This is a genomic window from Pseudoalteromonas sp. M8 (assembly GCF_018141365.1).
Lineage (GTDB): Bacteria > Pseudomonadota > Gammaproteobacteria > Enterobacterales > Alteromonadaceae > Pseudoalteromonas.
Map to the genome: position 1 here is coordinate 864827 of NZ_CP047239.1, position 26659 is coordinate 891485.

Consider the following 26659-nt stretch of genomic DNA (forward strand, 5'->3'; position numbering starts at 1 on the left):
CAATGAGCTATTGCTAACTCATCGAATAATGAACAAAAGTTCTCTCGATTTTCACTTCTGTTGATGGGGAGTATGCAGCAGCGCTGAGTGCGCTGCCCATTGGCTTAGTTGAAAGTTAGCCCAATAAATAAGCAACTCAGATTAGATAACACTACCATTGTTATTTGCTTTCACTTCAAGCTGTACTACCTCACCTAACTCCTCGAGCCACTTAGGCGAGTTAGAAACTCTGGAACTCAAGTAGTCAAGTAACTGAGCTTTCATCACAGTTGTTGCTTCATATTGAGTATGAAACTGTTGTTTTTTCAGCGCTTCAAGGTGGGAATCCAATGCATTTCTCAAAACATTAGGGTCCAAATCTAAAGCTTCATTAAAAAGAACGATGTATTTTTCTCTCGCTCTTTGAATATTATCTTGAGTATTACGGTAATTCTTGACCAAGTTCGCCTTTGGATTTTCTTTGGTTGACAGATAGTTACCAAGGATCTCAAGCTGTTTCAAATCATTCGAAAGGTCCGCTGCAAGAGCTGAAAGGTTACTTACCAAAAGGCTGCTTTTTTCCACTAAGTCTTTGTTTACTCCAGCTTCGACAATCATCACGATATGTGACGGCTGCCCTTTCACATTTTTCAGCTTAATGTAAAACATTTCATTGTTTTCATAGACATCGGAGTCAGGAATAATAGGAATATTTATTGATTTTTGCACTTCACCAGGCTGGAACTGTAAAGCAATATCAAGGGCTCGATAGTCCTCAGCTGCTTTTGCAGTACCATCTTCTGTTATCAACTCTATCTGTTGTACTAAATCAATGCCTGTTGTTCGATGAAGAGTAACTTCCACAACGGCATTAGACTCTTGAACTTCAGTCTTCACACCAGAAAAAGTAATATTTTCATATTCTTTAGGAAAAAAATATGGATAAGATAGCGCTGCCAATGTTGATAAACAAAGTACCCAACTAAAGGAAGTGACAAACGAAAAATGCCAACGCGCAAACAGTAATGGCTGAGCACAAACACTACACTTGTTGGCATATGATTTAGTAAATAACTTATGCGCCCGAGCATTGCTGCAGTGTTCTATATTGTTGCAATAATATTGTGCTTTTATTGGTTTAATCGACATCTACATTACTCAAAGTATCATATCTATTTCTTGTGCTAGTGATTCAAGCTCACTCTCTAGCTGGTTTAGCATTTGCTGTTGTCGTGATTCGCTTGCCGCTTCCTGAAATTGTCTCAATACCTCCTCTCGACTCAGGCCGAGCCATGGGTAACGTGTTTTCAGCTGGCTAATTTTTGTCTGATTAATATGTTCAAGACCTTTGTATGTTTCTATCTTATCCAGCAACGCATCATGGCTTGCAATTAAAGCGTTTAACTTCTCACTTTGTATTACTATCAACTGTGTTAGTTGTACCTTGTCACTTTCAAGCTCTTGATTTTCTTCTTCAATCGCATTCATTTGAGCTTCGATATCCACTACTCTTCGGTTTAGCTGTGCCTGTCGTTGCTTTGCTTTTTCTTCGCTCCATCCATACAACCCACCAGTTGTCGGATCACCTGTCGTCTTACAACCTGCTAGCAAAGACAAAAACAAGCAATATATAACCCGCTTCAGCATTAATATAATTTCCGTCTATCTAATGAAGCTAGCTGGGCTTGCATGACTTCTAGCTCGTTCTTTTCAGCAAGAAGTTGTTGAATAACCGTTTCACTATGTGAAGCTAATTGCACAGAAACGGTTTCTCTTTCTTGTGCCAGCACGTCCTTTTGGTACTGAATTTCTTCAGTCAATATCTCGACTAACTTAGCTGACTTGGAAACCGCTTTAGACAGGCTATCTTTTTGCGTTTCTAAGCTACTATACTCAGCACTACGTTTTTGAGACTCTGCCTCAATGCTTTCTAACTGCGCGGTATAACCTTCTATTTCCAAATGAATTTTTTCTCTTTCATTTTTTGCTGCGATAAGTTTCTCTTGTGCCCCTTTAATCACATCTTGCATATATAACTCAGTATTAGCGTAATCCTGCTTCTTCTTAACCACACTCTTGGCATAAAGATCACCGGCAACAGCACCAATCAATGCACCAATCATAGCGGCTTGCTTATTGTCACCTAATACCAAACCAAGCGCACCACCAATGAGTGCACCTGTCGATGCTCCCTCAGCTCGAGTTTTAGTGTCGTCAGTCATTGCACACCCGGATAGCAAAGCTGTCATGATTGAAGCAGCAACAAGGTTTTTTCTACTTTTCATCGTTCGTTTCCCACTGGTTATTGGATTTAGTAAGTACATCAGCTAATTCTTCGATATCGCTCGAGGCATGGCTGTTAGGGGCTGGCAGTAGCTCTTCTATGGTCGACTCTTTAGTATTTAAATGACGGTAATCATTTTCGATACGCTCTTTTTCGTCTAGTAAGTCCTCAAAATCATCGCTGTCGCGCAGGAAACTCAATCTTCTTTCTGTAACTTCGTCCGCAAGCTTTTGCTTTTCGTCTTTGCTTTGTTTTAAATCAACTAAACGCTGCTCTAAACGCATACTATCGACATCGGCAATTGATTTGAGCTTACGATCTCGACTATCAAGCTGCGCTTGGATCAGGCTTTCGTCTTTAATTTCTAGTCTTTCAATCAGTAGATCCATTCCTCGGCTGCGCCTCAACAGAGCTGATACCTCACAGAGCAATTCATCTTGTAACTTTGCGTTATACTCGCGTTTATTCACCCAAAGCGTAATGGAAGGGATAAGTAATGTTGATGCCTTGAAAAGCCTAATAACTTCCTGTTTTATATCTTCTAGTTCATTCTCAATCGCCAATTTTTTACAGACTCTATCGTCATTCCCTTTAAGGGCGGTGTTGGTATGACGCTCAGGAGAATCAATTCGGTAACCAAAATCCCATTTTTCAAACGTTTCCCAACTATGTTCACCACCGGCGTCACTGACGACTAGACCGAGCACTTCAAATGCACCACTGAATGAATACTCGGCACCAATCCCGTCTTGTCCACCAAAAAAATGCTTAAATTGGATTGGTATTTTTTTACCTCTTAGCTCTTCAAGCCTCATGGCATCTTCAGATTCAACTGCCATAAGTGACTTAATACTTACCACCAAGCCATGTTGTTCACTTAATCGTTTGCCAATTTCATCTTCAAGTTGAGGCCGGATTAATTCTTCAAACTGACTTAATGCTTTGTAATGATTAAACTTGTCATTCAACATCACTTCTTTGCAAATGTCGTGTACTAGTACTTTTATTCTGTCGAGAATTTGCGCTTGCGTTATTGCTAACAAATCAATCTGATTGTCGTTTTCACTACTTGCAAATAAGTGACGGTATTTCTCAAACTCTCCTTCTTTCGCCTTAACTTCCATGCGAATATTTAACCGTACACGGCTACCAAACATCCCCGTTTTAAATGCGCCATCTTCTTTATCAAACGTGAGCATCAACCCATTTAATAACCTCAGCGGAGCAATGTTTGGTAATGTATGAAATGAATTAAGTTCATAACCAATCGCAGTAGCTTGTTGCTTAACACTATTTTTAACCTGATCGGAGATAGAGACGTCTTGACTCGTTGCCGTTTTGAAGTTGCTCAGCAGATCCATTTCAGATTTGCCCAAAATATGCTGACGGATTGCTCTCTCAATACCCGCCTTCATGTGTGCTACCACCCCCTCGATATCGCTAATTTCAGACTTGCGATAGGCTTGATAGTTATTCAATGTCATTTGACATTCGGACGTTACTTCTAAGCCCGTTTCTTTTATCTTGGTACTATATTTAAATTCGGCATATCGCTCTGGTGCATTACGCAACGTAAAGCCAATATTAAAATCCATTCCTTTTAATTCTTGCTGCATTTGCTCGCACACCGAAGTGTTTAATTCACTGCTTTCTCCACGCTGTAGCTCTTGCTGATAAAACTCATCCAATAAGTTGCTATTTTGTGAGTCCAAGCATTTCTTATACATTTTCGACATGCAGTGATGCAGGTGCTTATCTATTAAATTAAATAATCCTTTTTCCGGCGTGCCCGACATACTCAAGATTTCGACTAACTTATGTGCTTCAGTTTGATCTGTAATTTTAAGCTGAAAGGTAGCGTAAAACTCTAGTGCAATCTCACTTGCACCTTCATGCCATTCAAATGGAATTTTGCTAATGACGATTGGTTTTGTATGAGATTTAACAAAGAAATATTCATAATGTTTCTTATTAAATAAATCAGATAGCAAACCTTGCTTGGTTACGATTTGGTTGGTTTTCTTATTCCAAGTGACAACAAATCCTTCTCCATGAACTCTCGGATTGTGAAAGTTAGTATCGACTTTTCTGATTAAGTTGCTCAAATTAGAGATGCTTTCATGCATGGTAGGATTCTCTTCTAGGTTTTTTAAATTGTTTAATAGCTTCGCTTAACACGCCTTTTTTTAGCTTTAGTAGCATCCTCAACTCTTTATCTGATATACAATTTCTGTACTGCTCTACCGCCTTATCTCGCTGAATTCTTAAATCTGCTTTAATTTGCTCGTACTGTTTTCTGGTGCAAGCAATGGCAAACAATTGATTCAATCGTTTGAATTTTTCATTTAACTCCGTAAGCATCATGTCGTAATGCTCATATTCGCTTTCATCGGTGATATATTGCGCTTGGAGCAGCGTTTGCTTTATATAAATTGATGTGGTTAAAAATGCTGTGATGTTTCTCTTCTTTAGACTTTCGCTCAAACTTGGCATCGCGAGCAATTGGTAAATTAACTCTTCCGCCCCCTCTTCAAACATTAACGTAATCAAGTAGGAGGTAGCCTTATCATCAACTTGGTTATTTCCCTCTAACACACGATGCATAAGACTAAAAACAAAAAGTCTCACAATCATTAAAGTTAAAACACACTTCTCACTATCGGAAGGTATACTTTTTAGTATTTTTAATAAGTGAAAGGAGTCGCTATATAAATACCCTGAAAAATAGTAGCGAAGCAGCGCAAAGCTAGGACATTTCTTACTCTTATCCAACCCAAGCTCATAGCTTTTAGAAAATATATACTCTAATGACAAAACTTCAGACTCACTTTCAAATTCAATTGAATAGGCTAGAGTATTAAACAAAAAATAGAGGTGATTTTTGAAATCACACACCATCTCTTTAAGCTTATTTTCATAGGTTGATTTAAATACTGGCACCCAGTTGTCAATATGAATTTCTAAGTCTGAAATAGATATTAAATCTTTCTCTTTCTTTTCCACTTGCCCTAGTAGTTGATAAATAAATTCATCGATGGCTATTTTGAATCTATCTTGATAAGAGAGCGCCCTAACAAATGAGATAAAATGAATTATTTTTGAATTTGGACACTGACGATAACGTTCAAATAATTTTAATAGGTAGTCACTGTTAATAGTAATTACCCCGACTTCAGAAAGCTTTAAGTAGAAGTAGGCGAGGTCTGAAAAAAGTGCATCTATGTCAATGAGTTCATTTGTTATATCCTGATCAAAAATGACTTCCTCAATAATTGGCGAGAGTACAGCTAGTTGGAATGGATTGTTTGTAAGCAACTTTTCTCGATATACGCTTGCCTGCTTAATCGAACTTAGCCTGATACAACAAATACCTAAGCCCGACGGTGATGTGAGCTCAAGCCCAGCTAATTTTAAAAACGCATCAGGATCTTGCTGCCAACGAGCATAAGCATGAGTTAACGCTTCGACTCCTTCTCCTATTTCTTTAGCTTGTTTTAATTTATGGTCAAATGCCTTAGCAATTGCATTTTGAAACAACACCAGTGGCATATTGTTAAACCAACAAGTTAGTGTAATAACTAAATAGTCCAACCAGTCGTCGTTATCTAGTGCTGCCACAGGTAATGGGTCATGTGTAAAGTGAACTGCAGGCTGCCAATAACCAAGCATAGAACTTACAGAGTTGAAACGCAGGTATTCCTGGATCCTTCTAGGACAGTCACTATCGCCTTTACTATCCAATACCATAAGCAGCGTTGCCTTACGTGCTTTTAGTTTAGACGTCAGTGCATTTAGATTTTCACGGGTTTCGATAAAGCGCTCGAAACTTTCTAGGTCTTCTATTGGTTGCCTAATAACATAAGCGTGTTGACTTTCTACGTAAGGAAATCTTGCTTCTAAATACTCAGTCATTCGACATGAATTGTGACGTATGTAGTAAGATGATATGTCGGTGTGCTGTAAAGCAGCAGCGATAGCCTCTGAGAGATAAAAGGCATTCTCGTTATTTTTTCCAATAATCAGCCAGTTGTGACAAACGAGGAAGTTGTTAAGTTCGGCTAACTTGATGTCATCTAAAATGACCTCATTACTCGCAATTTTTGGAAACGTTCTTAACTGAAGTGCTTCATACTTCAGTGGTTTCTTATCAGCGTTTGAAAAATAGTTATTGACCTGAACATCTCTGTTCCCTTGGATCACGGCCTCTTCAAACGTACTACTATCAAACTGGCTCAGTTGCTGAGGAACATCATTCTCATATGCATTGGTTTCGATGCCAATGCTTGAACCAGCTTCCGCTTCCTTTGGATCCGCACTCATATAAAATCACTTTTAAATATAAAAAAGAAGTAATTAAACCTTAATAGCTTCTAAAAACGAGCACTTCGTTATAGAGATACAAGCTTCTTAACTAGCTTACATTTTCAGGGTTAAGCCACCCCTTATCAGAATTTAAGATTACCTTTAATCTTTAGCACCAAAATTAAGCGTAATATCCCTATTACCAGTGATAACATTTGGGCCATTCGCCCCGCCGTTAAAGGTGCACCCTTGAAACTGAGTATTGCTTTGCTGGCCATTTTGATTTGTAGGGTCTGAGTGGTGGTTGTTTTGTTGATTTTCTATTCGCTTTTGGTGGTATTCCAGCGCTTCTTCAGGCTCAATATTAAGCGCAGTCAATAGATTCTTTAGCTTACTTACCGTCGATGACGAGAGTGGCGCTAAACTGGCTAAGTAGCCTTCCGTCTTATAATTGCGAAGACTTCTATCACTCATGTAAGCACTGTCTGTAACTTGCTGCTCGGACAGTCCGTTTTGATTAATCTTCTCAACAATCAGCTGCCTTAAGGACTCTAATTGCACCTCATCCGCAAAGTTATAAACTTGTTCCATTTCGCGCTCCTTACCCTTAGGCATATCAAAAATCTCGCTTACAGATCTAAAAACCACATTTAGATTACATTTCTATACAATTAGAACACAATTTTCAAATCTATTTTCACTTTGTTACTTAAATATAAATTATGAAGGTAACTACCATTCGGTAACTTGCATCATTGTGAATATCAATGACCATTACTTGGCACTGAAATAAAATTATTTAAAATCATACCGATACTAGCTAACTAACTGTTCTGCACATTTATCAATCGGACTTTGTCAGCGAAACCAGACGCAAATTCATTGCCGAACAAGTCTGTCAAGGTAGAAATAACCACCCCTATCGCTTGGCACAAAATTGCAGAAATATCATTCCTGGATGCAATGCGGGTTTGAATTGGCAACCTTCTATAATTTGCAATTTACTGAAGGCTGTTCACAAAGCTCACTGCCCCTATCTAGACATCAAAGCTTAGCAACGTAATAAATAACTCACTTATAAAACCACTATAAATTTCCGTTCCCATTCCGTTTTTATTCCTTATTTTTCCTTCACAATCATACAGTTAAATGAAAACCTATAAATACCAAAACACATCAGATGGGGTGAATATGAAAAAGCTTATTGAAATTTTTAAGAAAACAAATCAACAAAGACAGATAGGAGAATCAAAGATGACTAAAACTACATTGTTAAGAAATGGTTTCTGCCAATATTCTTTGCCAAATTTAAACGTTGGTTCACGACAAGATATTGAGTCGTTACTGAAGCAGGTAGAACCTGAATTAGGCTTAGACACCTATATTCCATCCGGCCAAAATGCAAGAGGTATCGTGCGCTATACCGTCAAGGACGCTAACACTCACCTTATTAGCCCCGAAAATAGACAAGGAGGCCAATACTATGTTTACGGCTTGTCCCAACAACTAAACCCGGACGCAGGGGTAAACAAAGATGGTTCAAAGCAATAACACATTGCACTGACGGTACATTGATTTGCAACCACCCAGTAATAGCAGCGCTGACTGAATTTTTGATCCAACATTCAATTCCAGCACCGTCGTACCATGTTGAGCATCAGTTTATTGGCTATTATCCGACACCTCATGCGGATTGCTTAGTAACCCCAAATACGCTTCATTTCGACGGGTTAAGTCATCAAACGATTACCTCAATCCTTACGCTGGCCAGAGAGAATGTGTCAGGCGGGGAGTTTGTGATAGCTGACGGTGTCGCGGTAAACACCCCTATAGATAATGTCAGTACCCAAGATCTTCGGCTCTTTGCTGAATTACCAGTGGGGTCAGGAGTGATTATGGACGAGTGTCAACGTGGTACTTCCCGCCCACTTTGCCATAGTGCAATGGCGACAAGAATGGAGAATGTGCAGCAAAATACCGTCTCTAAACGAATAATTTTGGTCTCAGAAGTCACGCCTATTTGGCACTAGAAAACCAAAGGGCTCTTTTATAGAGCCCTTTTCAATTTAGCTGATTGTAGAGGATAGCTTTTCTATAGCTCAAGTATTACGCCGCAACCCGTCCTTTATGGATCAATCGCTCACATAGCGCCTGCCACTCATCGGTTTGTTTTTTGCCTTCAATTCGGCGACCAAACAGCGTTAATACAGTCTCGCGATTGGCATCAAAAAACTCAATAGAGGTAACCACAGTATTGCCGTTATCCGTGGGTTTTCTGACCACGAACGCGCGGGTTAGGTCGTCTGCTTTTATATGCAGGCTAAACTCAGGATCTAATACGTTAAACCAAGGGCCAACTTGTTTGAGGTTTTCAACCTTTCCAGAGAAGATTTGTACCGCACCTGGATTGCCAACGAATACCATAATCTCTTGCTTAAACATGTTTGCTTGCTGAAATATATCTGCAAGGTCAAAGCTTTGTAGCTCAAAGCTCCATGGTGAGCCAACGATTTCAAGGGCCTGCAAGCGTTCAAGGTTGTATGTCTCTAAAAGCTTTGGAAAATGATGGACATCATTTAACTCGCCCCACTGCGACCTAAAATCATCTAGTTGCGCAGTACTCAAGTCCCTAATATTAGTATCTAGGACTTCAAAAGGCGTTACATCCAACTTGTGACTATGTGTTAGCTGGTAGCGTGCTTTAAGGTTCACAAACTCGTTAAAGTCGGCGTCTGCAGTCATATATACCTTATGTACAGCGCGACCATTTTCATCGAAAAATTGAAAACTAGTATGCTTATCCGTTTCAACAAGAAATACACTTTTCCATTTGTGCAAGAAAAGCCGCAGATCAATCCCTCCTGGATTGATGGCCACGGCACTAAGTTTGTTACTGTGCCCTGTAACATAGAGCTTTTCATACAAACCAGTTATCTCGCTCACCACAGAGCCATTTCTAGTCAAAGCCATCACTTTTCCAAGCTTTTTAAATCCTTTTAATAAATCCGCGATTTTATGCTCATCTAATCTGGTAACTCGAGACGTAACAGGCTCATCCAGCTGTGCGTTTAGCAACTCAGCTTCACTCACACCTAGCTGCATAGCCGCAACAATGGGCCTAATGTTAGGCTCTCCGATTAGTAGCATTTTATAATCTTGAATAAGTTGTTCCATATTTCCTCCACAAGGAACCTAGCTTAACCACCCATTTGGCAAAGAAAGAAAACAAGTTGTTGATTTACAGTGCTCACATATATAGACGCAACATCATCCGATCAAACCATGTACCAACTTTGCAAATACCATGAAACCCAAAGCAAATGAAAATGAGAATTAATATCAAAAATGATACTAGCAATTTATTTCGTCTAATGAAAGTCCACACAGATTAAAACATTTCTACTCAATCAAAAGCACTCGTGTTCAATTGAATATGCAGGCTGGCATACCAACTCGCTTAATTCAGCTTCCAATTTTGAGGCGAGAGAATCTTGTCGATAACACCGCTACCGCCAAGGTACCTACATCCATGTAGGCAGGGCGAAAATTTTGCTATTCAGTTGTTCTAAATGAGAAATTTTTAACGCCGTTAGCGTCAGATTTGCTCCTTAAAATTGAGCAAGTATTAAGGCTAATTGGTACTAGTTACCTCCTAAATTGATGCGCCTTTTACGGGGCGTAAACACAAAATGGCAAGACTAAACAAAATAATAGCAAGCAGCGCCATTGCGGCCGCACCAAGGCTGTAAGCAAAACCTGCGACGGCAGACCAAATCGCCACACCAATGTGCATCATGCTCATGGCCAGTGAGATAAGTACACCACGATGTGCAGGCGAAAGTTCTGAAATATATGCCTGTAATGCCGGTGAACCAATGCCGCCAGCCAATGCCCAAAGTGTCATCAAAAAGTATAACGGTATGAGAGAGATACCTTGATACCAATAAAGACCGCTACTGGCAATGAGGCAAACGACCAATGACGCACGCATGACCTGCCGCCCACTTTCAAAGTGGGTTGCGAGTTTTGGCATCATCAGGTTTCCAGCAACACTCACTAAGCCTAATAAGGCATACAGTACACCAATAAACCACACTGACAGTGCTTGTGTATCTCGTAAATGCTGCCCAACCAAATTGAACAAACCAATACCACCACCTAAACCGATACACATGGTAAGTAACGCGCCAACAACACCGGGGATTTGCCATAGCTTGACTGATATCTTGGTGCCTTCTCCAGCTTTGTCACTTGGGATCGCACGGCGGTTTACGGTAAGTAATAACGCCACAACCCAAGTGGCGATCCCGAGTGCAACAAAAGCCGCTCGCCACGACATTAAATGCGTTAAAAACGCGCCAAACGCAGGACTTGAGATCATGCCAAGAGTTAAGCCTGCTTGCACCCAACCGATCCGTTTGAGCGCATCTCCACCAGAGCTTGCCGCGATGGCAAACGCAATCGGGAGCATGCCAGCACTGGCAATCCCCGTGATCACACGAGCAACTAAGCCCCACTCAAATGAAGTGACAAGCCCTGTCGCGATGGAGGCACCACCAAAAACCACGATTGCAGGTAAGATGATAGCGCGGTGCCCTGCTTTATCCGAGAGCGCCCCAAATAGTGGAGCCACAATCGCTAGGGCAACGCTGTAAGTGGTAATAAACAGTGTAACTCGCTCAGGCTTTACACCTAATTCGAGTCCAATAGGTTCAAGAATAGGCCCAAGCATCAGCTCATCGGCCCCGACTAAAAACGCAATAAAGGCGAGTAATAAAGTCAATAACATCTCTTTACCCCATTTTTGCGCAGCAAACGTTTACCTTGCAGGTGTTCAGCAAAGCAAAAGAAATAAAGCTAAAATTAAGCTTGTGTTTGTATGAGCCACTACCTGACGTCATCAGGTCATTTAAAAGCAAATTCATTAAATTACATCCATAAAACAACGGGAGGTCGACAGTTATGCCGACCTCCCGTTTCAAAAAACTTTGAAAATGTGTGCCACTGAATTTCGGGCACAAAAAAGCCGGCGATGAAGTATCATCGCCGGCTTCGTCTTTCCAATCATCAGATACACTGCCGCCGCCCACCTTTATTCAAGTAGTCGCCAATGTCTCTGATGAAGATTTAGAAAGTAAGCTCCGAGCAACACTTCATCGTGTTAATGCGCGGAGCAAAGCCTTCTAACAAAATTCTTAAATAGGATGTAAAACATCGTGGAAAGATCCAAATTAAAATCGCGCGCCAATGTATACGATGTCGATTAAGTAGTCAATAATCCAAACCAAGATACGTCAACACAGCGGTGTGCTACCCCTTATCCCTAAGCGCAAAGCGGTAAACACCAGCAATTAGCAAACAGATGGTTATAGGTAACCACAGCGCCTGAAAGTGAAACTTGTTGTAAAGCCAAGCGCCCAACACGCCACCTGCCACAAACCCTGAAATGATCAACACAAACAGTTTTGTTTTTCTGGTATCCAAAGGCTCGCCTCTAAACAATGCCCCAATCATCAGTCCTAAGTCGGTGAATATTCCTGTTACATGGGTTGTCCTCACTACAGCTCCACTGTACGTGGTGGCCAATGCGTTTTGCAGTCCACAAGCGGCTGAGGCAAAAAAGTGGCCGTAAAATGAGCCTTGCATCAGTAAGACGAGAGACACGGTAAGCAAAATAGCTTCAAGTATCAGCGCGGTATCGTAATGCTTGCCAAGGGTTAATGTAGTGCCATGCAGCAAAAACCCCGCAAGTGCAGAGCCAAGCAAGAACGCGAGTAACACTCCAAATAAGTGCAGGGTTTCTTTAAGGCTGCCACCTAAAAAACTAGTTCCGAGCATAGTCGCAGTGCCGGATAAATGAGAAACGGATTGGTGCTCAAAGCTAAGTAGGCCGATTGCATTCACAAATCCAGCAACGAGCGCCAATATAAAAGCGCCGATCTCAACCCATTTTGGTAACTTAGAGATCATCTCTTTGCCATTGGGTGATCAGGGTTTAGTTGCAGTAAGTCCCAGCGGTTGCCATAGAGATCTTCAAATACAGCAACCGTGCCATAATCTTGCTCTTGCGGCTCGCGAATAAACCGAATGCCAATAGATGTCATGCGCTCATAATCACGCCAGAAATCATCGGTATTTAAAAATAAAAATACCCGCCCACCAGCTTGATCACCAATAAACTCCTGCTGCTCTGGCGTAGAAGCTCTGGCAAGTAGTAACGCAGTACCATGAGAATTAGGTGGTGCCACCACCACCCAACGTTTATCTTGCTCGGGTTGATAGGTGTCTTCTATTAATTCAAAACCTAGTTTATTGACGTAGAAGTCGATGGCTTCATCGTAGTCTTTGACGACGAGCGCAATATTGACAATATTTTGTTTCATGATGAGGGCAACCCATAGCCTCTTGCCATAAGTGCAGCAAGTAGCGGTAAAACTAAAAGTAACAGCATTTCTAGCCTTTTAATGACGATAATACGCTGGGGCACAAATAAACTATCTTTTGTTGTATTACGGTGCTTCAATAAAAACACAGTCGGAATGATAGACAGCAAAGCGATTAACAAAAATAGTCCGACTTTGGCATGGAAAATCGGATTTTTAGTGTAGAACTCACTGGGCTTGCCAACTACAAACCACAACGTTAACCCCGCGCCAAGTGTTACCAGCGCACTGACACCATACAAGCCATCAACTACCGCTAACCGCTTAATACTCTGACTACTCATTGATTTAGAGAGTAACACGTTTTCAATCGCGAGCGTCGATGCCAAAAATAAAATACCGAGAAAGTGAATATATCTAACGACTATTTCTTCCATGCTGTGCCCCAATTACCATTTTAGCCTTGATAAAGTGTGTTGTTTTCTTCTAAAAAGTTCACCAAAGGCAAAAACAGGGGCTGCGGCAATTCATCAAGCGAGAACCACTGCCATTGTTTGCATTTATTTGGCTCTTTAACTTCTGCATCATGAGTATCGCACCTTGCCATGACAAACAGAGTGACATAATGTTTCTGCTCATTGGCAAAATAATCATTAGTAAAACCAAGCTTTTCAACGTTTACAACATCTAGCCCCGTTTCTTCATGCACCTCTCTTATCGCGCATGCCTCAATGTCCTCTCCATACTCTAAATGGCCACCAGGGGTTGCCCAAGTATGTGCGCCATGAGCGCCGATGCGCTCACCAAGCAAAATTTTATTATCGTGCATTATTACCACGCCAACCCCGACGCGTACGACTTGATCCATTATTTTTCCTTTAACTGTTACTGCAAATATTGACTCGCTGAACTTATTATTCAGGGTGATTTAAACACCCCGAGCTCAGCAAGTTTAGCTTCTAGTACCTTAGTGCTTCATTTTCATCACGGAGCGTCGTTTTTCCGTACCTGACATCAACTTACTCCTCGGTAATGGGGCGTCATCAAAGGTCCGCGCTATTTCTTTCGCCCCGACATAAAGGCAGAATAAGTAGAGAAAGGATACACAACCAAATCGTTTTCAACTTTCGTTCCTTGTAAATTTTTAACTCGCAGTGTACCGCAAACCTTCTCTTAAGTACTGCCTTCGCACTCAGACTTTTACGTTAAGCTCGCCAAGATTTCAAGCGCATGTTTTCTATCACTTAGCTCGTATAAATCGTTGGTAAAAATAAACTCATCGACCGCTAACTCACGTTTAATCATGCTGAGTTTATGGTGGACAGTCGCGGGGCTTCCAACCACAGATAGGCCTAAAAAGCTTTCAACTTGCATTTGCTCTTGGGCATTCCATAGACCCTCCATCGAATCAACGGGGGTTTCAACCATAATGCCTGACCTCGCATCAACGCTAGGATACGTTGCTTTGACGTGGTAGCTAAATACTGCGCTTGTTCGTCGGTATCGGCTGCAACTACCGGTAAGCCAAGCGTTACATAAGGTTTATCTAACACCTTTGATGGTTGGAAATCGCGGCGATAAAGCGCAATAGCATCATGCACGAATCGTGGCGCAAAATGACCCGCAAATGCATAAGGTAAACCTCGCTTTGCGGCGAGCTGGGCACTATAAAGACTCGAACCAAGCAACCAGATTGGTACCTTGGTGTTTTCGCCCGGAATGGCACGCACCGAGGATCTACCGTCATAAGGACCGAGCAAGGCTTGTAATTCAGCAACTTCATCGTCAAATTGCTCCGCACGTCTGTCATCGCGACGTAGTGCTCGGCTGGTAATAGGATCGCTGCCAGGCGCGCGCCCTAATCCCAAATCAATACGGCCTGGATAGAGGCTTTCTAAGGTGCCAAACTGCTCAGCGACGACTAACGGTGGATGGTTTGGCAACATCACGCCACCCGCCCCTACCCGAATATTGTGAGTGTGTCCGGCAATATGCCCTATCAATACGGAGGTTGCTGCGCAGACGATGCCACGCATATTATGATGCTCAGCCATCCAAAAGCGTTTAAAGCCAAGTTCATCCGCTTTTTGCGCATAAGCCACGCTGTTAGCGAGGGTTTGTGAAACGGTATCTTGCTCTTTCATCGGGCTTAATTCGAGCAAAGAAAATGGCATGTTAGCAAGTGAAGTCATAACAATCCTTAACGGTTTGAGTTAGACCATAGAGTAAGGGTTGCTACTTCTATTTCAATCCGAAATCCCGCACTACATTGTTGCTGATTTTCGACTATCGCTATTTTGGCGATAACAAGCCAGTTTCACCTGTGATTTGATGGCTATATAATAAAGCTTTCAGATCCTGTCCACTTTAATCAGCCAACCATTTATACATAACATAGCTATCTACCAAACCCAATTTCCCGTGTTTATATGCCTTGGGAATGGTGCCCACAATGGTAAAACCAAGCTTTTGCCATAGTTTAATCGCCAGTTCATTGGTCGATACCACACTATTAAATTGCATGGCTTCGAATCCCAGCGCTAATGCTTGTTGCTGGGAATGTTCGCACATCAGCCGTGCAATTCCCTTACCACGAGCCAAACTCGACACCATGTAACCACAGTTACATATGTGGCTACTCGGACCCATCGCATTTTGTCGCAAATAATAGCTGCCAAGTACTTGCCCATTTTCAACATATGCAAAAGCTTTGAGCGGCGTTTCACACCAAAGTAAAAATGCCTGATCTATACTCATATTTGAGTCAAATGCATACGTTTCTTGCGCTTGGATCACTTCTGAAAACGTTGGCCAAAACGACTCAAAATCTTCCCGAGTTATCTCTCTTATCATCCCATTTCCTCTAAACGTCATACCTGATAGCAATTAACCCAATTCTTGCAAATATACTCATTCTACTAACCTCACACCACTTTTGTTTTAGGGAACCCGAGACGAATACTTGTCGAATCATTAGTTTTTCACGCTAATAGTTACTGACTTACCACTCCTGTAATGCACTGTAACTTTCTGTAATGTATTTAGCCTTTTTCAAAGCCTAGTATGAAACAGTAGATTGATGAGAAATCACTCATCAAAAGGATATTTAATTTTCTTGTGAGGTTGTTATGTGTACTAGAGCTTTTAATAACTGGAATAGAGCATATTTGGCTACTGCCAGAAATATGGACTGGATGTTTATATTACCTACCAGCTTGTTTGTACTTGAAAAAGGACTAAAAAAATCGGGGCTTGAGCCAGTTTCTGAGCTAGAGGCAATAGCAAGCGAGAGAACTCGCAACCCACTTACGTGGACATCTTCCTATAGTAGTGTGGTCGCTATGGTAGGAGATGATTGCAGCGGCTGGGCAGCCTCCGATGGCATGAACTCTATGGGGCTTGTCGCAAATGTATTGTACGACTCAGGCGCGACATACGGTAAATCAGCATGCAAAAGTAAAAAGCAGCTGAGCGTACTGAGATGGTTGCAGTATGTGTTAGACAAATTTGTACTCGTCAAGGAAGTCGTTGACGTATTCAGCAAACAAGAAATTCAGATCGTTGGTGCAGAAGTACCTAACAGCGAAGGTAAAACCGCAGCATTGCATTTAATAGTGTCGGATATCAGTGGCGATTCAGCCATTATCGAAGTTGAGAATGGGGTTTTTAAGATCCATCACAGCGCTGACTATCGCGTAGTTACCAATGAACCAAGTTATGAAGATCAGCTAAGGATTAATGATTATTGGCTGTGGCAATGGAGTGATAAAAACAGTCAGCCGAGCCATACGATCCCTGGCGGTCCATACTCAACCGATAGATTCGAGCGCGCTGCGTTTTATCTTAATCACTTAGATTTACCAAACGATGAGCATGATGCCCTTGCACAGGCTCGCTCGGTTGCTGCAAGTGCATCAGTACCCCTTGGCTATAATTTTACAAGCAGTGCCAGCCCAAATATATCTAATACCTTGTGGACAACCGTTGCAGCGCATAGGAGCCAAACCTATTACTTTTGCAATGCCCGCACGCCTCATGTTGCTTGGGTGGAATTGACAAACTTTAACTTTGAATCGCCAGTCAGTGCCTTCACACTGATAAGCGAAGATCCATCTGGGGAGTACATCAATAGCACCAGAAATGGCAAGTTAAACAAGCATTTTGAACCAACCGAAGATCCGTTCAAAAAGTAAGATTAGCAGAGCTTCTGAGCCAAACACGCCATAGTTCGTTTTGGCTCAAAAGTACTTAATTCACCGCCATATTCACAGCCATCACTAACAGCAGCACAGCAAATACCTTTTTAATCGTGGCAACAGGCAAGTGATGCGTGGCTTTAGCCCCCATTGGAGCGGTAAACCAAGACGTGCACACAATTCCTAACAGGGCTGGCAAATAAACAAATCCGGCGAAACCATCCGAAAGTGCAAAGTGCGCACTGCCCGAGCTAATGTAGCCAACGGAACCAAAGAGCGCGATAACAATGCCACATGCAGAAGCGCATCCTATGGCCTTTTTCATATCAACAGAGAAAAACGTCAACAGCGGTACCAAAAGCGCCCCACCGCCAATGCCTATCATGGCAGATAAACCACCGGTGATCGTCGTTAATACCGTAAGTATGCCTTTATTTGGCAGCTGCCTTTGGGTTGTGCTCTCATTTTTGCTGCTATAAAACATTTTTATTGCTATCAATACCACACTTACTGCAAATACAATGCGCACTGCGTTTTCGGGTAACAGCGCAGCCAAAAAACCACTGATAAGCGCGCCTAGTGCAACGCCCGTCATTATCCACGGCGCTACATCCCACGGTACATTGCCATTTTTATGATGCGCGATTGCCGATGAGGTAGAAGTAAATAAAATGGATGCCAGCGATGTCGCTACGGCGGCTATCACCACTTGCTCCGTTGGTAACACGTTAAAGTACAATAAAATACTGCTAAGCACCGGAACAATAACCAGCCCACCGCCAATACCTAACAACCCGGCTAAAAAGCCGACAACACTACCGAGTAGTGCACAATACACAAACAACAATATCAACTCACTCATTCCACTTATCTCTTCTTTTAATTGAGGCGCAATCACCTAAGTGAGCAATATGGCCGTTGCTTTTAGCCTTTCTGCCACCTAAGCGCTGGCGAGTATAACAACATAACGCTTTGCCATTGGTGCTTTTGACTTAGATAAGCCTTGAATATTCCTCACGTTTTACTTGAAACAAATGCAACTTAGACATTTAGCAGTCTAGACTTTCAGATTTCCAGTGGGTTTCATTCTACAATTGCTCATATTTTCTGCATATGCGACTCAATAAGCGGCATCTATTTTTGTAACTCATGAATCAGACTCATGTTTTATGTGAAATAAAACCGTTTTTCTTCATCTTGTGATCCACGTATAAATCTTACATCACTTAATGTTCGGCACTCTCACTGCGTCCCGTGGATATCTGTTTATCGCAGTGAAACGTAATTACCGAGCGCGTTAGCATTAGAATTGGATACCTGAAGAACATGAATAACGAGTTTACTTTCACTATTAAGAGCATTCGTCTTGACGAGAATTACCATCCGTCAAACAGCACGCGGATCACCACCAACTTTGCTAACTTAGCAAGAGGCGAAAGCCGCCAACAAAACTTACGCAATGCCCTAAAGATGATTGATAATCGCTTTAACGCATTAGCTAACTGGGATAACCCAACAGGCGACCGTTATTCTGTTGAACTTGAGATAGTCTCGGTTGATATGGATATTGCAGGCAGTGGGCAAACTTTCCCGTCAATTGAAGTGTTAAAAACTAATATTGTTGACCACAAAACCAATGAACGTATTGAGGGAATTGTTGGTAACAATTTCTCATCTTACGTACGTGACTACGACTTTAGCGTGCTATTACTTGATCATAATAAAGATCAACCTAAATTCAGCATCCCAGCTAACTTTGGCGACTTACATGGTAAGCTATTTAAATACTTCGTTGATTCAGAAGCTTACAAGAGTCACTTTAGTAAGCTACCGGTGATTTGCCTAAGTGTATCGGATAACAAAACCTATCACCGCACTGAAAATCAGCACCCTGTGCTTGGCTTTGAATATCAGCCAAATGAGTCATCATTAACTGAGCAATATTTCAAAAAGATGGGCTTACAGGTGCGCTACTTTATGCCACCAAATAGCGTTGCACCTTTGGCTTTTTACTTCTTTGGTGACTTACTGAATGACTACACCAATCTGGAGTTGATCAGCACCATCAGCACCATGGAAACATTCCAAAAGATCTACCGCCCTGAGATTTACAACGCCAATGCGGTTGCAGGCAAGTGCTATCAGCCAAACTTGAAAAACCTAGATCATTCATTAACACAGATTGTTTATGACCGCGAAGAGCGCAGCCAGTTGGCGATTGCACAAGGTCGATTTGCCGAAGAGCATTTTATCAAGCCTTACCAAACCGTGCTTGAACAGTGGTCTGCAAATTACGCTTTATAATCAACGGGAATATGGAACAGCATTTATTATGAAAACACTATTACCAACGTCTACTGCTGGCAGTCTACCTAAGCCCGCTTGGCTTGCTCAGCCAGAAACCCTATGGTCACCTTGGAAACTAGAGGGCGACGAGCTTATTGATGGCAAAAACGATGCGCTACGTATTGCTTTGCAAGAGCAACAACTTGCAGGGATTGATATCGTGAGTGACGGCGAACAAACCCGTCAACACTTTGTAACCACTTTTATTGAACACCTAAGCGGTGTGGACTTTGAGAAGCGTCAAACCGTAAAAATTCGCGACCGCTATGATGCCAGTGTTCCAACCGTGGTGGGCCCTGTATCTCGCCAAAAGCCGGTTTTTGTTGAAGATGCCAAGTTTTTACGCAGCCAAACAGACAAACCTATCAAATGGGCATTGCCAGGTCCGATGACGATGATAGATACGCTGTATGATGACCACTACAAAAGCCGTGAAAAGCTAGCGTGGGAATTTGCTAAGATCCTTAACCAAGAAGCCAAAGAGCTGGAAGCCGCTGGAGTCGATATCATTCAATTCGACGAACCGGCGTTTAATGTTTTTTTTGATGAGGTCAACGACTGGGGCATTGCGGCGCTTGAACGTGCCATTGAAGGACTCAAATGCGAAACCGCAGTGCATATCTGCTACGGCTACGGCATTAAAGCCAACACCGATTGGAAAAAGACCTTAGGATCAGAATGGCGTCAATATGAAGAGGCGTTTCCTAAGCTACAAAAATCCAATATCGATATCATCTCTTTAGAGTGCCATAACTCTCACGTGCCAATCGACTTGTTAGCGTTGATCCGTGGTAAAAAAGTGATGGTTGGTGCGATTGATGTTGCAACCAACACCATCGAAACGCCAGAAGAAGTTGCCAACACACTACGCAAAGCGCTTGAGTTTGTTGACGCCGACAAACTCTACCCATGCACTAACTGCGGTATGGCACCACTTTCTCGTGAAGTGGCAAGAGGTAAGCTAGCTGCATTGAGCGCAGGGGCTGAACTTGTGCGCCAAGAGCTATTAGCCAAAAAATCAGCTTGATAAATACTGAATTAACAATAGTTTTAGCTGCTAAATAAAACCTAAATTATGTGCCGCCTTCAAGGAATGATAGGTGGTGCGGCTTTACAACCTTAATCAGTGTTCAGTACGACGGTTTATTACTTAAACTCACCAGGTAACTTCTACTCGCTCTTGTTATCATTGGAGCATCCATATAATTTATTCTCTAATTTATAATTTAAACCATCAAGCCTAATGCAACCAAGAAATAAGGTTTATACTTGCTAAACAGGTGTTAGTATCTACAAGCTAATAACACAATAAGGATATCATTTGTATGAAAACTATTGCACTCCTATTGCTTTTACTCTGCGTACATAGCGCACAGAGTAACACGCAGGATTTAGATACCGAAAGAAATTTGTATGTTCAAACTACAACTCTAAAAGCACTTAGTCTGGATGACGTACAAAAAAGTACATTACGTGCCATAATCCAGAACGCAGAACTAGACAAAAGAATAGATGCTGAATACGAGGATGGTGCTAAATACGCTATCGGAGATACAAGCCGGTCAATCCCCTACACGGGCAATGAAATACTTCACATAACAATAAATAATGAAATGAATTCTGAGAGCTTCACCTTAAAACCAACTTATTTAGCCTATGGTAGTGATTTAATTTTAAGGTCAATCAGTTTTGAATCACAAGAGAAAAGAGCCAGAACCAAAGCCAGACTAATCTTATTTTTGGAAGATGGCGGGAAATCTGCACCCACTCAACTCTATTATGAGCTTGTTATTAAAACGGAAGGAAAAGCAATATACATGGAGCTCTCAAAAGATTGGCAAATCATTAAAGCAATTGAAACACTACAAAAAAGACGTCCGTTTTTGGGCAATGACGTAATGGAAGTAGGTGACTTCTTACCCGACCAAGCTCAGGAGATAATACGATAATCTTAAGTAGCTTACCGTTAATTAACGGCTGGGAAGTAAAGGTGCTATATAAACCCAGAAAGAGCATTTGAAACTCTAAAGGGCAAGAAATACTCTCATTGCTTACGAACATCTACTAAAAATATTATCAATTTTCATTTACTTTCATACACTTAATAAATCCGCTATTTCCCCCTTCACCTAACACGCTTTTTTGACTTGAAAAGTACGGATAAAATGGCCTTCTCATAAGTCAGTTTGTTTTCAATCTGAAATTTAGATAAAAGAGAAGCTAACTCATTATTTTTAAAGTTAGCCTCAAATCACCTCCTTGCCTCACTCAAAAGCACCCACCAAAGATTATCTCATCAGGTAAAATCCCATGTAATCAAGGCGATTATATCTATTTGATCCTATACTCACATTGGCGCTTGTGCGTTTGTAAAGCAGACAAAGTAACTGGATTGCTATAAGCGCACATTTGTTTGATTATTTATGGCTTTTTATCGTTTTACTTAGAATAAGCAACTCGAGAAGGTAGACTACGATGGCGCGGTTCCAGATCCCCAGCGAACAAATCGGATCAATTCCTCGAAACCCCTGTTTAATAAGCGCTTACAGGGACTATAAGCAAGGAAAGATAAGTTACGCAGTTTTAAACGAAATTGCAGAGCGTGAAACACAACAAGTGATAAAAGAGCTCGAAGCGATTGGTTGTCAGATCGTCAGTGATGGCGAGCAAAGAAAGTTTGATGGTTTTGCTCACTATTGCTTACACGATTCACCTTGCTACTCAGATCAGGGCTTGCTCGTTGATTTTAACGATGGTCACTCTCGGGTCTTTGCGCCACACCTTAAAGTACCGCCATTTCGCTATCAACATACGGCGGATGAATTTCTCGCTTTCGCACTCAAACACGCAACTGTGCCCGTCAAACAAGCCGTTATTTCTCCTTCAATGTTGAGCTTAGTTTATCCATCTCACGGGATTGAAAATTACGATCACGAAAGTTTTATCAGTGATTTGATAACTGAGCATGTTGGCGAAGTAAAACGCTGCTTAGCACTGGGTGCACACAAAGTACAAATTGACTTTACAGAAGCGAGGCTGTCTTTAAAACTAGACCCGTCAGGTCAGACCCTCAAGTCCTTTGTTGAGTTAATCAATAAATGTCTCGCCCAATTTAGTGATAGCGAACGGCAACGAATTGGTATTCATACCTGTCCGGGTGCTGATATTGATGCAACCCATAGCGCCGACATTGACTATAAATATCTGCTGCCTACGCTTTTCGACATTAATGCAGGAAGCTTCTACGTTGCACTTAGAGGTGAAGAGAACCCCAAGAAAACCCTGAAGCTGATAGGCAGCATCCTCAAGCCCTTCCAACGTGTATTTATTGGCGTGATTAACCCGAATAGTCGCGAAATTGAGAGCCCCGGATCCGTACGAGATCTCGTGTTACTGGCGAGTGAATTTATTCCTATTCCACAGCTAGGCACTTGTGATGATTGCGGTTTTTCGCCATTCGCTGATGATAGTTCAACAACCAGAGAAATCGTATATGAAAAAATAAAATCGCGACTAGTCGGCACACAAATGGCCGAAGAAGCACTCAATACACGTGCGTAGAAAAATTGAATTAGCCAATGGACTATGCATGAGCGAAGTATTTCCATCTAAATCGGATGACGCAGATCTAATTACTAAACTTGAAGATAAAGTTCTGGCGTTAGAAATAGAAAACCACAAGCTGCAACAAAGGTTACGTGAGAACGAATACGACAGAAAAGCTCTGCTGGATATTCAAAAGCTTGCTAATGTCGGTACGTGGCGGCTTAACCACCTAACCTACAGCGTTAAAATGAGCGATAAACTTGCTGCCATGCTCGGTATTGATGGCGAAGCCATTACACAGTGGGGCGACTTTATCAATGCACTAGATCCAAGCGCCGAGCTAGCAATAAAACAGCAGCTCCACAATGTTTTTGTTCACGGTGGAAGCACCACATTTGAGCATGTTGTAACTAGAGCTGACGGCTCCACACTTTATGTAAGACACCACTGTGAAACGCTACTAAACGGCATTGGCCAACCACTTAATTCAATTGGCCTGATGCAGGATGTCACACAAGATAAAGTCAAGGCTGCACAATTGGAAGTGCTATCGAATAAGGATGAACTAACCAATTTATACAATCGTAGAAAAATGAATCAGGCACTACACGAGGAAACGACAGAGTGCTTAACTAAAGGCCTTCCCCTTAGCACGATTATTCTAGACTTAGATCTATTTAAACAAGTGAACGATAGGTTTGGCCACCATATCGGCGATGAAGTGTTGGTGCTCGTGTCGCAGGAAATTCAAAATAGTCTAAGGTCAACGGACATCGCATCTCGTTGGGGAGGTGAAGAGTTTCTTATCTTGTGCCCCAACACCTATCTCAACGATGCACAGAAAGTAGCAGAGCGGATCCGTAAAGCGATTGAAGCCATTCAATTATCCTGCCCACACAAGATCACAGCCAGTTTTGGCGTAGGCAGCTTACAAGATGGTCAAGACCTATCTGAGATGCTAAAGCGAGTTGACTCAGCCCTATACCAAGCGAAAAAAGCAGGTAGAAACTGCATACGAGTAGAGCCTGAATAGCGCAAATGCAGACTTAATGCGGTTATTGACGCTATTTAACCTGAGGTTTGGATATTATCGTGAAAAATCCTTATGTTAGGTACGTCACTCATATGACAGTTTTACGTTATTGTTGCGTCATGACCAGAGCGCCACGTAGATCATACCAAAATCAAGTTAATGAACGACGGATAATTCACAGGTACGCATTGTATCCAGCAGAACTATTCTTTGTCTCTCGTAAACAACCTTCTTACACTCCCCTTCATTTGATACACCGAGTTTTTATTTCATTCTATCGCGTATTAGGTGACATTGAATTACACCTGAATAACTATGAAGCCCACATAAAAATTATATTGAAGGTGGCGATATGCCTTTTGAATTGAAACGGACGCTTATTTGCACTTTACTGGCTTGCGCTGCATTGCCAGCACTAGCACAAACTGAGGTGGGATTACAGGCTAAAGACATTTTTGAACTGGAATATGCAAACGACCCACAAATATCCCCAGATGGTACTCAAGTTGTCTATGTGCGTAACAATAATGACGTGATGAAAGATGCTAAGCGACAAAACCTGTGGCTGGTCGATACGAAATCAGGCGCACAATCACCACTCTTCTCTGATGAAAACAATTACAGTCAACCTCGCTGGTCGCCGGATGGTAGCAAAATCGCCTTTGTGAGCAATGTATCTGGCAGCACACAAATTCATGTGCATTATCTTGCTCAAAACCGTACGGCACTACTTACACAGTTGCAATCTGGGATCAGTGGCTTAACTTGGTCACCAGATGGCAAATGGCTGGCTTTTAGCCAAAAGGTTGCTGAAAAGCCAGCAGTCATTGCCAAGATGCCAGAAAAACCAAAAGGCGCGAAGTGGTCCGACTCTGCCATTGTTATCGACAAAGCCTACTACCAAGCAGATGGCCGAGGCCTTATCAAACCGGGCTATCGCCAGCTCTTCGTGTTACCGAGTGAAGGCGGCACGCCACGCCAATTAACCTCTGGTAATTATCACCATAGTGGGAAACTCGCGTGGCGAGCAGATGCTAAGGCCATTGTATTTTCAGCAAACCGCATTGCTGACTGGGAATACAAGCGTCTAGAAGGCAACTTATTCGAAGTTGATTTTAACCGTAATATCACCCAGCTTACGTCGGCTCCTGGTCGTGAGTACGCACCTAGTTTTTCCGAAAATGGTAAACAGCTGGCTTATCTTAGTGCATCGAATGCGCTAAACCCTTACCGTAATAGCAAGCTGAATATTATGGATTGGCAGGACAAAACCTCCCACATGATTGCCAAAGACTTCGACCGCTCAATCCAAAACCCAACTTGGATTAGCAGTGATAGACTGGCGATGACGTACGATGACCACGGCAAGCGAAAGCTCGCGAGCATCACCACAAAAGGCAAAATTACCGACATCACAGATACGCTCTCAGGCACAACCCTTGGTCGCCCTTATCTAAGCGGTGAATTTAGTGCTAACTTTGATGGAGAAATTGCCTTTACTCAGGGTTCGAGTGAGCGCCCTGCTGACATCGCAATCACGACAAGAAAAGGCAAAGTAGCGCAATTAACCCGCCTTAACGAAGACCTACTTGCACATAAAACCCTTGGTAAAGTGCATGAGATCACGTATAGCTCGTCGTTCGACGGGGAGAAAATTCAGGGCTGGTATATTACGCCACCAAATTTTGACCCAAACAAAAAATATCCATTACTACTAGAAATTCACGGTGGTCCACACTTAGCCTACGGCCCCCATTTCTCAGCAGAATTACAGCGTTATGCCGCCGAAGGTTATGTGGTATTTTACGACAATCACAGAGGCAGCAGCTCTTACGGCGAGCGCTTTGCGATGTTGCTCAAGTACAAATACAGCTCGAAAGAAGACTTTGCCGATCATAACTCAGGGGTAGACGCTATGCTTGAGAAAGGCTTTATCGACAAAGATAATCTGTTTATTGCTGGCGGTTCTGCAGGTGGTATCGCAACAGCCTACGCAATTGGCTTAACTAACCGTTTCAACGCTGCTGTTGTCGTAAAGCCTGTGATCAACTGGCTGAGTAAAGTGCTTACCGCTGACAGTGGCCTTGGTCAAATTCCAACGCAATTCCCAGGTATGCCATGGGAGCATATGGAACACTATTGGCAACGCTCACCGCTTTCGCTCGTTGGCAACGTAACCACCCCAACCATGCTAATGACGGGTGAAGAAGACTTGCGCACGCCAATGGCCGAAACCGAACAGTTCTACCAAGCACTTAAGCTACGTAAAATTGATTCTGTACTGGTCAAAATTCCAGGTGCGCCACATGGAATTGCAGGCCGTCCTTCTCGGATGATCAGTAAGATTGAACATACCCTAGCTTGGTTTGAAAAATATAAGAAGTAAACGTCATTTGCTTATTTCGATAATCTAGCTTGAGGTCTACAGGCCATATTACTCATGTATCCTGTAGACCTCACACTCTGAAAATGACTCTATTTTAGAGAGACATAAAAGCACTTAGTCTCATCTTGTATGCTTGCTCCGCATAAAATTAATGTGGTGGGTGTCTTTGTTATTTTCTTTTGTTATTTTTCTATCACTTTATAT

Annotated in this window: 23 protein-coding genes and 1 pseudogene; 9 read left to right on the plus strand and 15 right to left on the minus strand. The window is 42.1% G+C overall.

The window, feature by feature from the left end; translation table 11 throughout:
• Nucleotides 1–141: 141 nt before the first annotated feature.
• The 6 genes from GSF13_RS03445 to GSF13_RS03470 form a co-directional block, all read right to left on the minus strand.
• Complete coding sequence (locus GSF13_RS03445) at nt 142–1128, minus strand: Calx-beta domain-containing protein (protein ID WP_211865177.1); 987 nt, start codon at nt 1126–1128, stop codon at nt 142–144.
• A gap of 9 nt (nt 1129–1137) precedes the next feature.
• Nucleotides 1138–1626: a hypothetical protein gene (locus tag GSF13_RS03450; RefSeq protein ID WP_010603766.1), complete on the minus strand. Its 489-nt coding sequence runs from the start codon at nt 1624–1626 to the stop codon at nt 1138–1140.
• Entirely contained in the window at nt 1626–2264 is a 639-nt protein-coding gene (locus tag GSF13_RS03455) for a glycine zipper domain-containing protein (protein ID WP_158299154.1), read from the minus strand. The genes GSF13_RS03450 and GSF13_RS03455 overlap by 1 nt, the downstream gene beginning before the upstream one ends.
• Nucleotides 2254–4389 (minus strand): hypothetical protein, encoded by a 2136-nt coding sequence (locus GSF13_RS03460; protein ID WP_206472543.1) that lies wholly within the window; start codon nt 4387–4389, stop codon nt 2254–2256. Before GSF13_RS03460 ends, GSF13_RS03455 begins: the two co-directional genes overlap by 11 nt.
• On the minus strand, nt 4382–6583 hold the full coding sequence (locus GSF13_RS03465) for a hypothetical protein (RefSeq protein ID WP_211865179.1): 2202 nt from the start codon (nt 6581–6583) through the stop codon (nt 4382–4384). The genes GSF13_RS03460 and GSF13_RS03465 overlap by 8 nt, the downstream gene beginning before the upstream one ends.
• Before the next feature lie 144 nt (nt 6584–6727).
• On the minus strand, nt 6728–7156 hold the full coding sequence (locus GSF13_RS03470; protein WP_010603770.1) for a hypothetical protein: 429 nt from the start codon (nt 7154–7156) through the stop codon (nt 6728–6730).
• A gap of 663 nt (nt 7157–7819) precedes the next feature.
• Here GSF13_RS03470 and GSF13_RS03475 point away from each other — a divergent pair.
• Together GSF13_RS03475 and GSF13_RS03480 are read left to right on the plus strand one after the other, a co-directional pair.
• Nucleotides 7820–8116, plus strand: a complete 297-nt coding sequence (locus GSF13_RS03475) for a hypothetical protein (protein ID WP_211865181.1) — start codon at nt 7820–7822, stop codon at nt 8114–8116.
• A 20-nt stretch (nt 8117–8136) separates the two neighbouring features.
• Nucleotides 8137–8595 carry a hypothetical protein gene (locus GSF13_RS03480; RefSeq protein ID WP_349251760.1) on the plus strand — a complete coding sequence of 153 codons (459 nt, stop codon included), beginning with the start codon at nt 8137–8139 and terminating at the stop codon, nt 8593–8595.
• A gap of 76 nt (nt 8596–8671) precedes the next feature.
• On the opposite strand, the gene GSF13_RS03485 is transcribed toward GSF13_RS03480, so the two are convergent.
• The 8 genes and pseudogenes from GSF13_RS03485 to GSF13_RS03520 form a co-directional block, all read right to left on the minus strand.
• A complete protein-coding gene (locus GSF13_RS03485) occupies nt 8672–9739 on the minus strand; it encodes a ChuX/HutX family heme-like substrate-binding protein (RefSeq protein ID WP_102058371.1) in 1068 nt (355 codons plus the stop codon).
• Between the two features lie 478 nt (nt 9740–10217).
• A complete protein-coding gene (locus GSF13_RS03490; protein WP_174169547.1) occupies nt 10218–11354 on the minus strand; it encodes an MFS transporter in 1137 nt (378 codons plus the stop codon).
• Between the two features lie 521 nt (nt 11355–11875).
• A complete protein-coding gene (locus GSF13_RS03495) occupies nt 11876–12535 on the minus strand; it encodes a YoaK family protein (protein ID WP_206472547.1) in 660 nt (219 codons plus the stop codon).
• Nucleotides 12532–12948: a VOC family protein gene (locus tag GSF13_RS03500; protein ID WP_010603775.1), complete on the minus strand. Its 417-nt coding sequence runs from the start codon at nt 12946–12948 to the stop codon at nt 12532–12534. Before GSF13_RS03500 ends, GSF13_RS03495 begins: the two co-directional genes overlap by 4 nt.
• A complete protein-coding gene (locus GSF13_RS03505; RefSeq protein WP_211865184.1) occupies nt 12945–13385 on the minus strand; it encodes a DUF2214 family protein in 441 nt (146 codons plus the stop codon). The genes GSF13_RS03500 and GSF13_RS03505 overlap by 4 nt, the downstream gene beginning before the upstream one ends.
• 20 nt (nt 13386–13405) lie before the next feature.
• The gene (locus GSF13_RS03510) at nt 13406–13816 is read right to left on the minus strand and encodes an NUDIX hydrolase (protein WP_102058367.1); all 411 of its coding nucleotides are present in this window, start codon (nt 13814–13816) and stop codon (nt 13406–13408) included.
• Nucleotides 13817–14148: 332 nt separating this feature from the next.
• Nucleotides 14149–15140, minus strand: a pseudogene (locus GSF13_RS03515) (LLM class flavin-dependent oxidoreductase).
• Between the two features lie 175 nt (nt 15141–15315).
• Nucleotides 15316–15801 (minus strand): GNAT family N-acetyltransferase, encoded by a 486-nt coding sequence (locus GSF13_RS03520; RefSeq protein ID WP_010603786.1) that lies wholly within the window; start codon nt 15799–15801, stop codon nt 15316–15318.
• Between the two features lie 314 nt (nt 15802–16115).
• Between GSF13_RS03520 and GSF13_RS03525 the strand changes: the two genes are divergently transcribed.
• Nucleotides 16116–17141, plus strand: coding sequence for a linear amide C-N hydrolase (locus GSF13_RS03525; RefSeq protein WP_249122625.1), 1026 nt, complete (start codon nt 16116–16118; stop codon nt 17139–17141).
• A 55-nt stretch (nt 17142–17196) separates the two neighbouring features.
• On the opposite strand, the gene GSF13_RS03530 is transcribed toward GSF13_RS03525, so the two are convergent.
• Nucleotides 17197–18006 (minus strand): sulfite exporter TauE/SafE family protein, encoded by an 810-nt coding sequence (locus GSF13_RS03530; protein WP_211865188.1) that lies wholly within the window; start codon nt 18004–18006, stop codon nt 17197–17199.
• Between the two features lie 464 nt (nt 18007–18470).
• Between GSF13_RS03530 and GSF13_RS03535 the strand changes: the two genes are divergently transcribed.
• From GSF13_RS03535 to GSF13_RS03560, 6 genes are all read left to right on the plus strand, one after another.
• Nucleotides 18471–19448, plus strand: a complete 978-nt coding sequence (locus tag GSF13_RS03535; RefSeq protein WP_211865190.1) for a DUF1852 domain-containing protein — start codon at nt 18471–18473, stop codon at nt 19446–19448.
• A gap of 28 nt (nt 19449–19476) precedes the next feature.
• Nucleotides 19477–20517 carry a methionine synthase gene (locus GSF13_RS03540; protein ID WP_010370114.1) on the plus strand — a complete coding sequence of 347 codons (1041 nt, stop codon included), beginning with the start codon at nt 19477–19479 and terminating at the stop codon, nt 20515–20517.
• Nucleotides 20518–20815: 298 nt separating this feature from the next.
• A complete protein-coding gene (locus tag GSF13_RS03545; RefSeq protein ID WP_211865192.1) occupies nt 20816–21439 on the plus strand; it encodes a hypothetical protein in 624 nt (207 codons plus the stop codon).
• A gap of 526 nt (nt 21440–21965) precedes the next feature.
• Entirely contained in the window at nt 21966–23051 is a 1086-nt protein-coding gene (locus tag GSF13_RS03550; protein WP_211865194.1) for a 5-methyltetrahydropteroyltriglutamate--homocysteine methyltransferase, read from the plus strand.
• A 28-nt stretch (nt 23052–23079) separates the two neighbouring features.
• A complete protein-coding gene (locus GSF13_RS03555; protein WP_174169560.1) occupies nt 23080–24069 on the plus strand; it encodes a sensor domain-containing diguanylate cyclase in 990 nt (329 codons plus the stop codon).
• A 352-nt stretch (nt 24070–24421) separates the two neighbouring features.
• Complete coding sequence (locus tag GSF13_RS03560; RefSeq protein ID WP_211865196.1) at nt 24422–26455, plus strand: S9 family peptidase; 2034 nt, start codon at nt 24422–24424, stop codon at nt 26453–26455.
• The last annotated feature ends 204 nt before the right edge of the window (nt 26456–26659 follow it).

Excerpts from the sequence above, each read along its gene's own strand:
- GSF13_RS03535 (WP_211865190.1), top strand. The coding sequence starts at position 18,471 with ATGAATAACGAGTTTACTTTCACTATTAAGAGCATTCGTCTTGACGAG.
- GSF13_RS03465 (WP_211865179.1), bottom strand. The coding sequence starts at position 6,583 with ATGAGTGCGGATCCAAAGGAAGCGGAAGCTGGTTCAAGCATTGGCATC.
- GSF13_RS03520 (WP_010603786.1), bottom strand. The coding sequence starts at position 15,801 with ATGATAAGAGAGATAACTCGGGAAGATTTTGAGTCGTTTTGGCCAACG.
- GSF13_RS03485 (WP_102058371.1), bottom strand. The coding sequence starts at position 9,739 with ATGGAACAACTTATTCAAGATTATAAAATGCTACTAATCGGAGAGCCT.
- GSF13_RS03560 (WP_211865196.1), top strand. The coding sequence starts at position 24,422 with ATGCCTTTTGAATTGAAACGGACGCTTATTTGCACTTTACTGGCTTGC.
- GSF13_RS03455 (WP_158299154.1), bottom strand. The coding sequence starts at position 2,264 with ATGAAAAGTAGAAAAAACCTTGTTGCTGCTTCAATCATGACAGCTTTG.
- GSF13_RS03550 (WP_211865194.1), top strand. The coding sequence starts at position 21,966 with ATGGCGCGGTTCCAGATCCCCAGCGAACAAATCGGATCAATTCCTCGA.
- GSF13_RS03450 (WP_010603766.1), bottom strand. The coding sequence starts at position 1,626 with ATGCTGAAGCGGGTTATATATTGCTTGTTTTTGTCTTTGCTAGCAGGT.
- GSF13_RS03490 (WP_174169547.1), bottom strand. The coding sequence starts at position 11,354 with ATGTTATTGACTTTATTACTCGCCTTTATTGCGTTTTTAGTCGGGGCC.
- GSF13_RS03545 (WP_211865192.1), top strand. The coding sequence starts at position 20,816 with ATGAAAACTATTGCACTCCTATTGCTTTTACTCTGCGTACATAGCGCA.
- GSF13_RS03475 (WP_211865181.1), top strand. The coding sequence starts at position 7,820 with ATGACTAAAACTACATTGTTAAGAAATGGTTTCTGCCAATATTCTTTG.
- GSF13_RS03530 (WP_211865188.1), bottom strand. The coding sequence starts at position 18,006 with ATGAGTGAGTTGATATTGTTGTTTGTGTATTGTGCACTACTCGGTAGT.
- GSF13_RS03460 (WP_206472543.1), bottom strand. The coding sequence starts at position 4,389 with ATGCATGAAAGCATCTCTAATTTGAGCAACTTAATCAGAAAAGTCGAT.
- GSF13_RS03500 (WP_010603775.1), bottom strand. The coding sequence starts at position 12,948 with ATGAAACAAAATATTGTCAATATTGCGCTCGTCGTCAAAGACTACGAT.
- GSF13_RS03445 (WP_211865177.1), bottom strand. The coding sequence starts at position 1,128 with ATGTCGATTAAACCAATAAAAGCACAATATTATTGCAACAATATAGAA.
- GSF13_RS03540 (WP_010370114.1), top strand. The coding sequence starts at position 19,477 with ATGAAAACACTATTACCAACGTCTACTGCTGGCAGTCTACCTAAGCCC.
- GSF13_RS03510 (WP_102058367.1), bottom strand. The coding sequence starts at position 13,816 with ATGGATCAAGTCGTACGCGTCGGGGTTGGCGTGGTAATAATGCACGAT.
- GSF13_RS03470 (WP_010603770.1), bottom strand. The coding sequence starts at position 7,156 with ATGGAACAAGTTTATAACTTTGCGGATGAGGTGCAATTAGAGTCCTTA.
- GSF13_RS03495 (WP_206472547.1), bottom strand. The coding sequence starts at position 12,535 with ATGATCTCTAAGTTACCAAAATGGGTTGAGATCGGCGCTTTTATATTG.
- GSF13_RS03555 (WP_174169560.1), top strand. The coding sequence starts at position 23,080 with ATGAGCGAAGTATTTCCATCTAAATCGGATGACGCAGATCTAATTACT.
- GSF13_RS03505 (WP_211865184.1), bottom strand. The coding sequence starts at position 13,385 with ATGGAAGAAATAGTCGTTAGATATATTCACTTTCTCGGTATTTTATTT.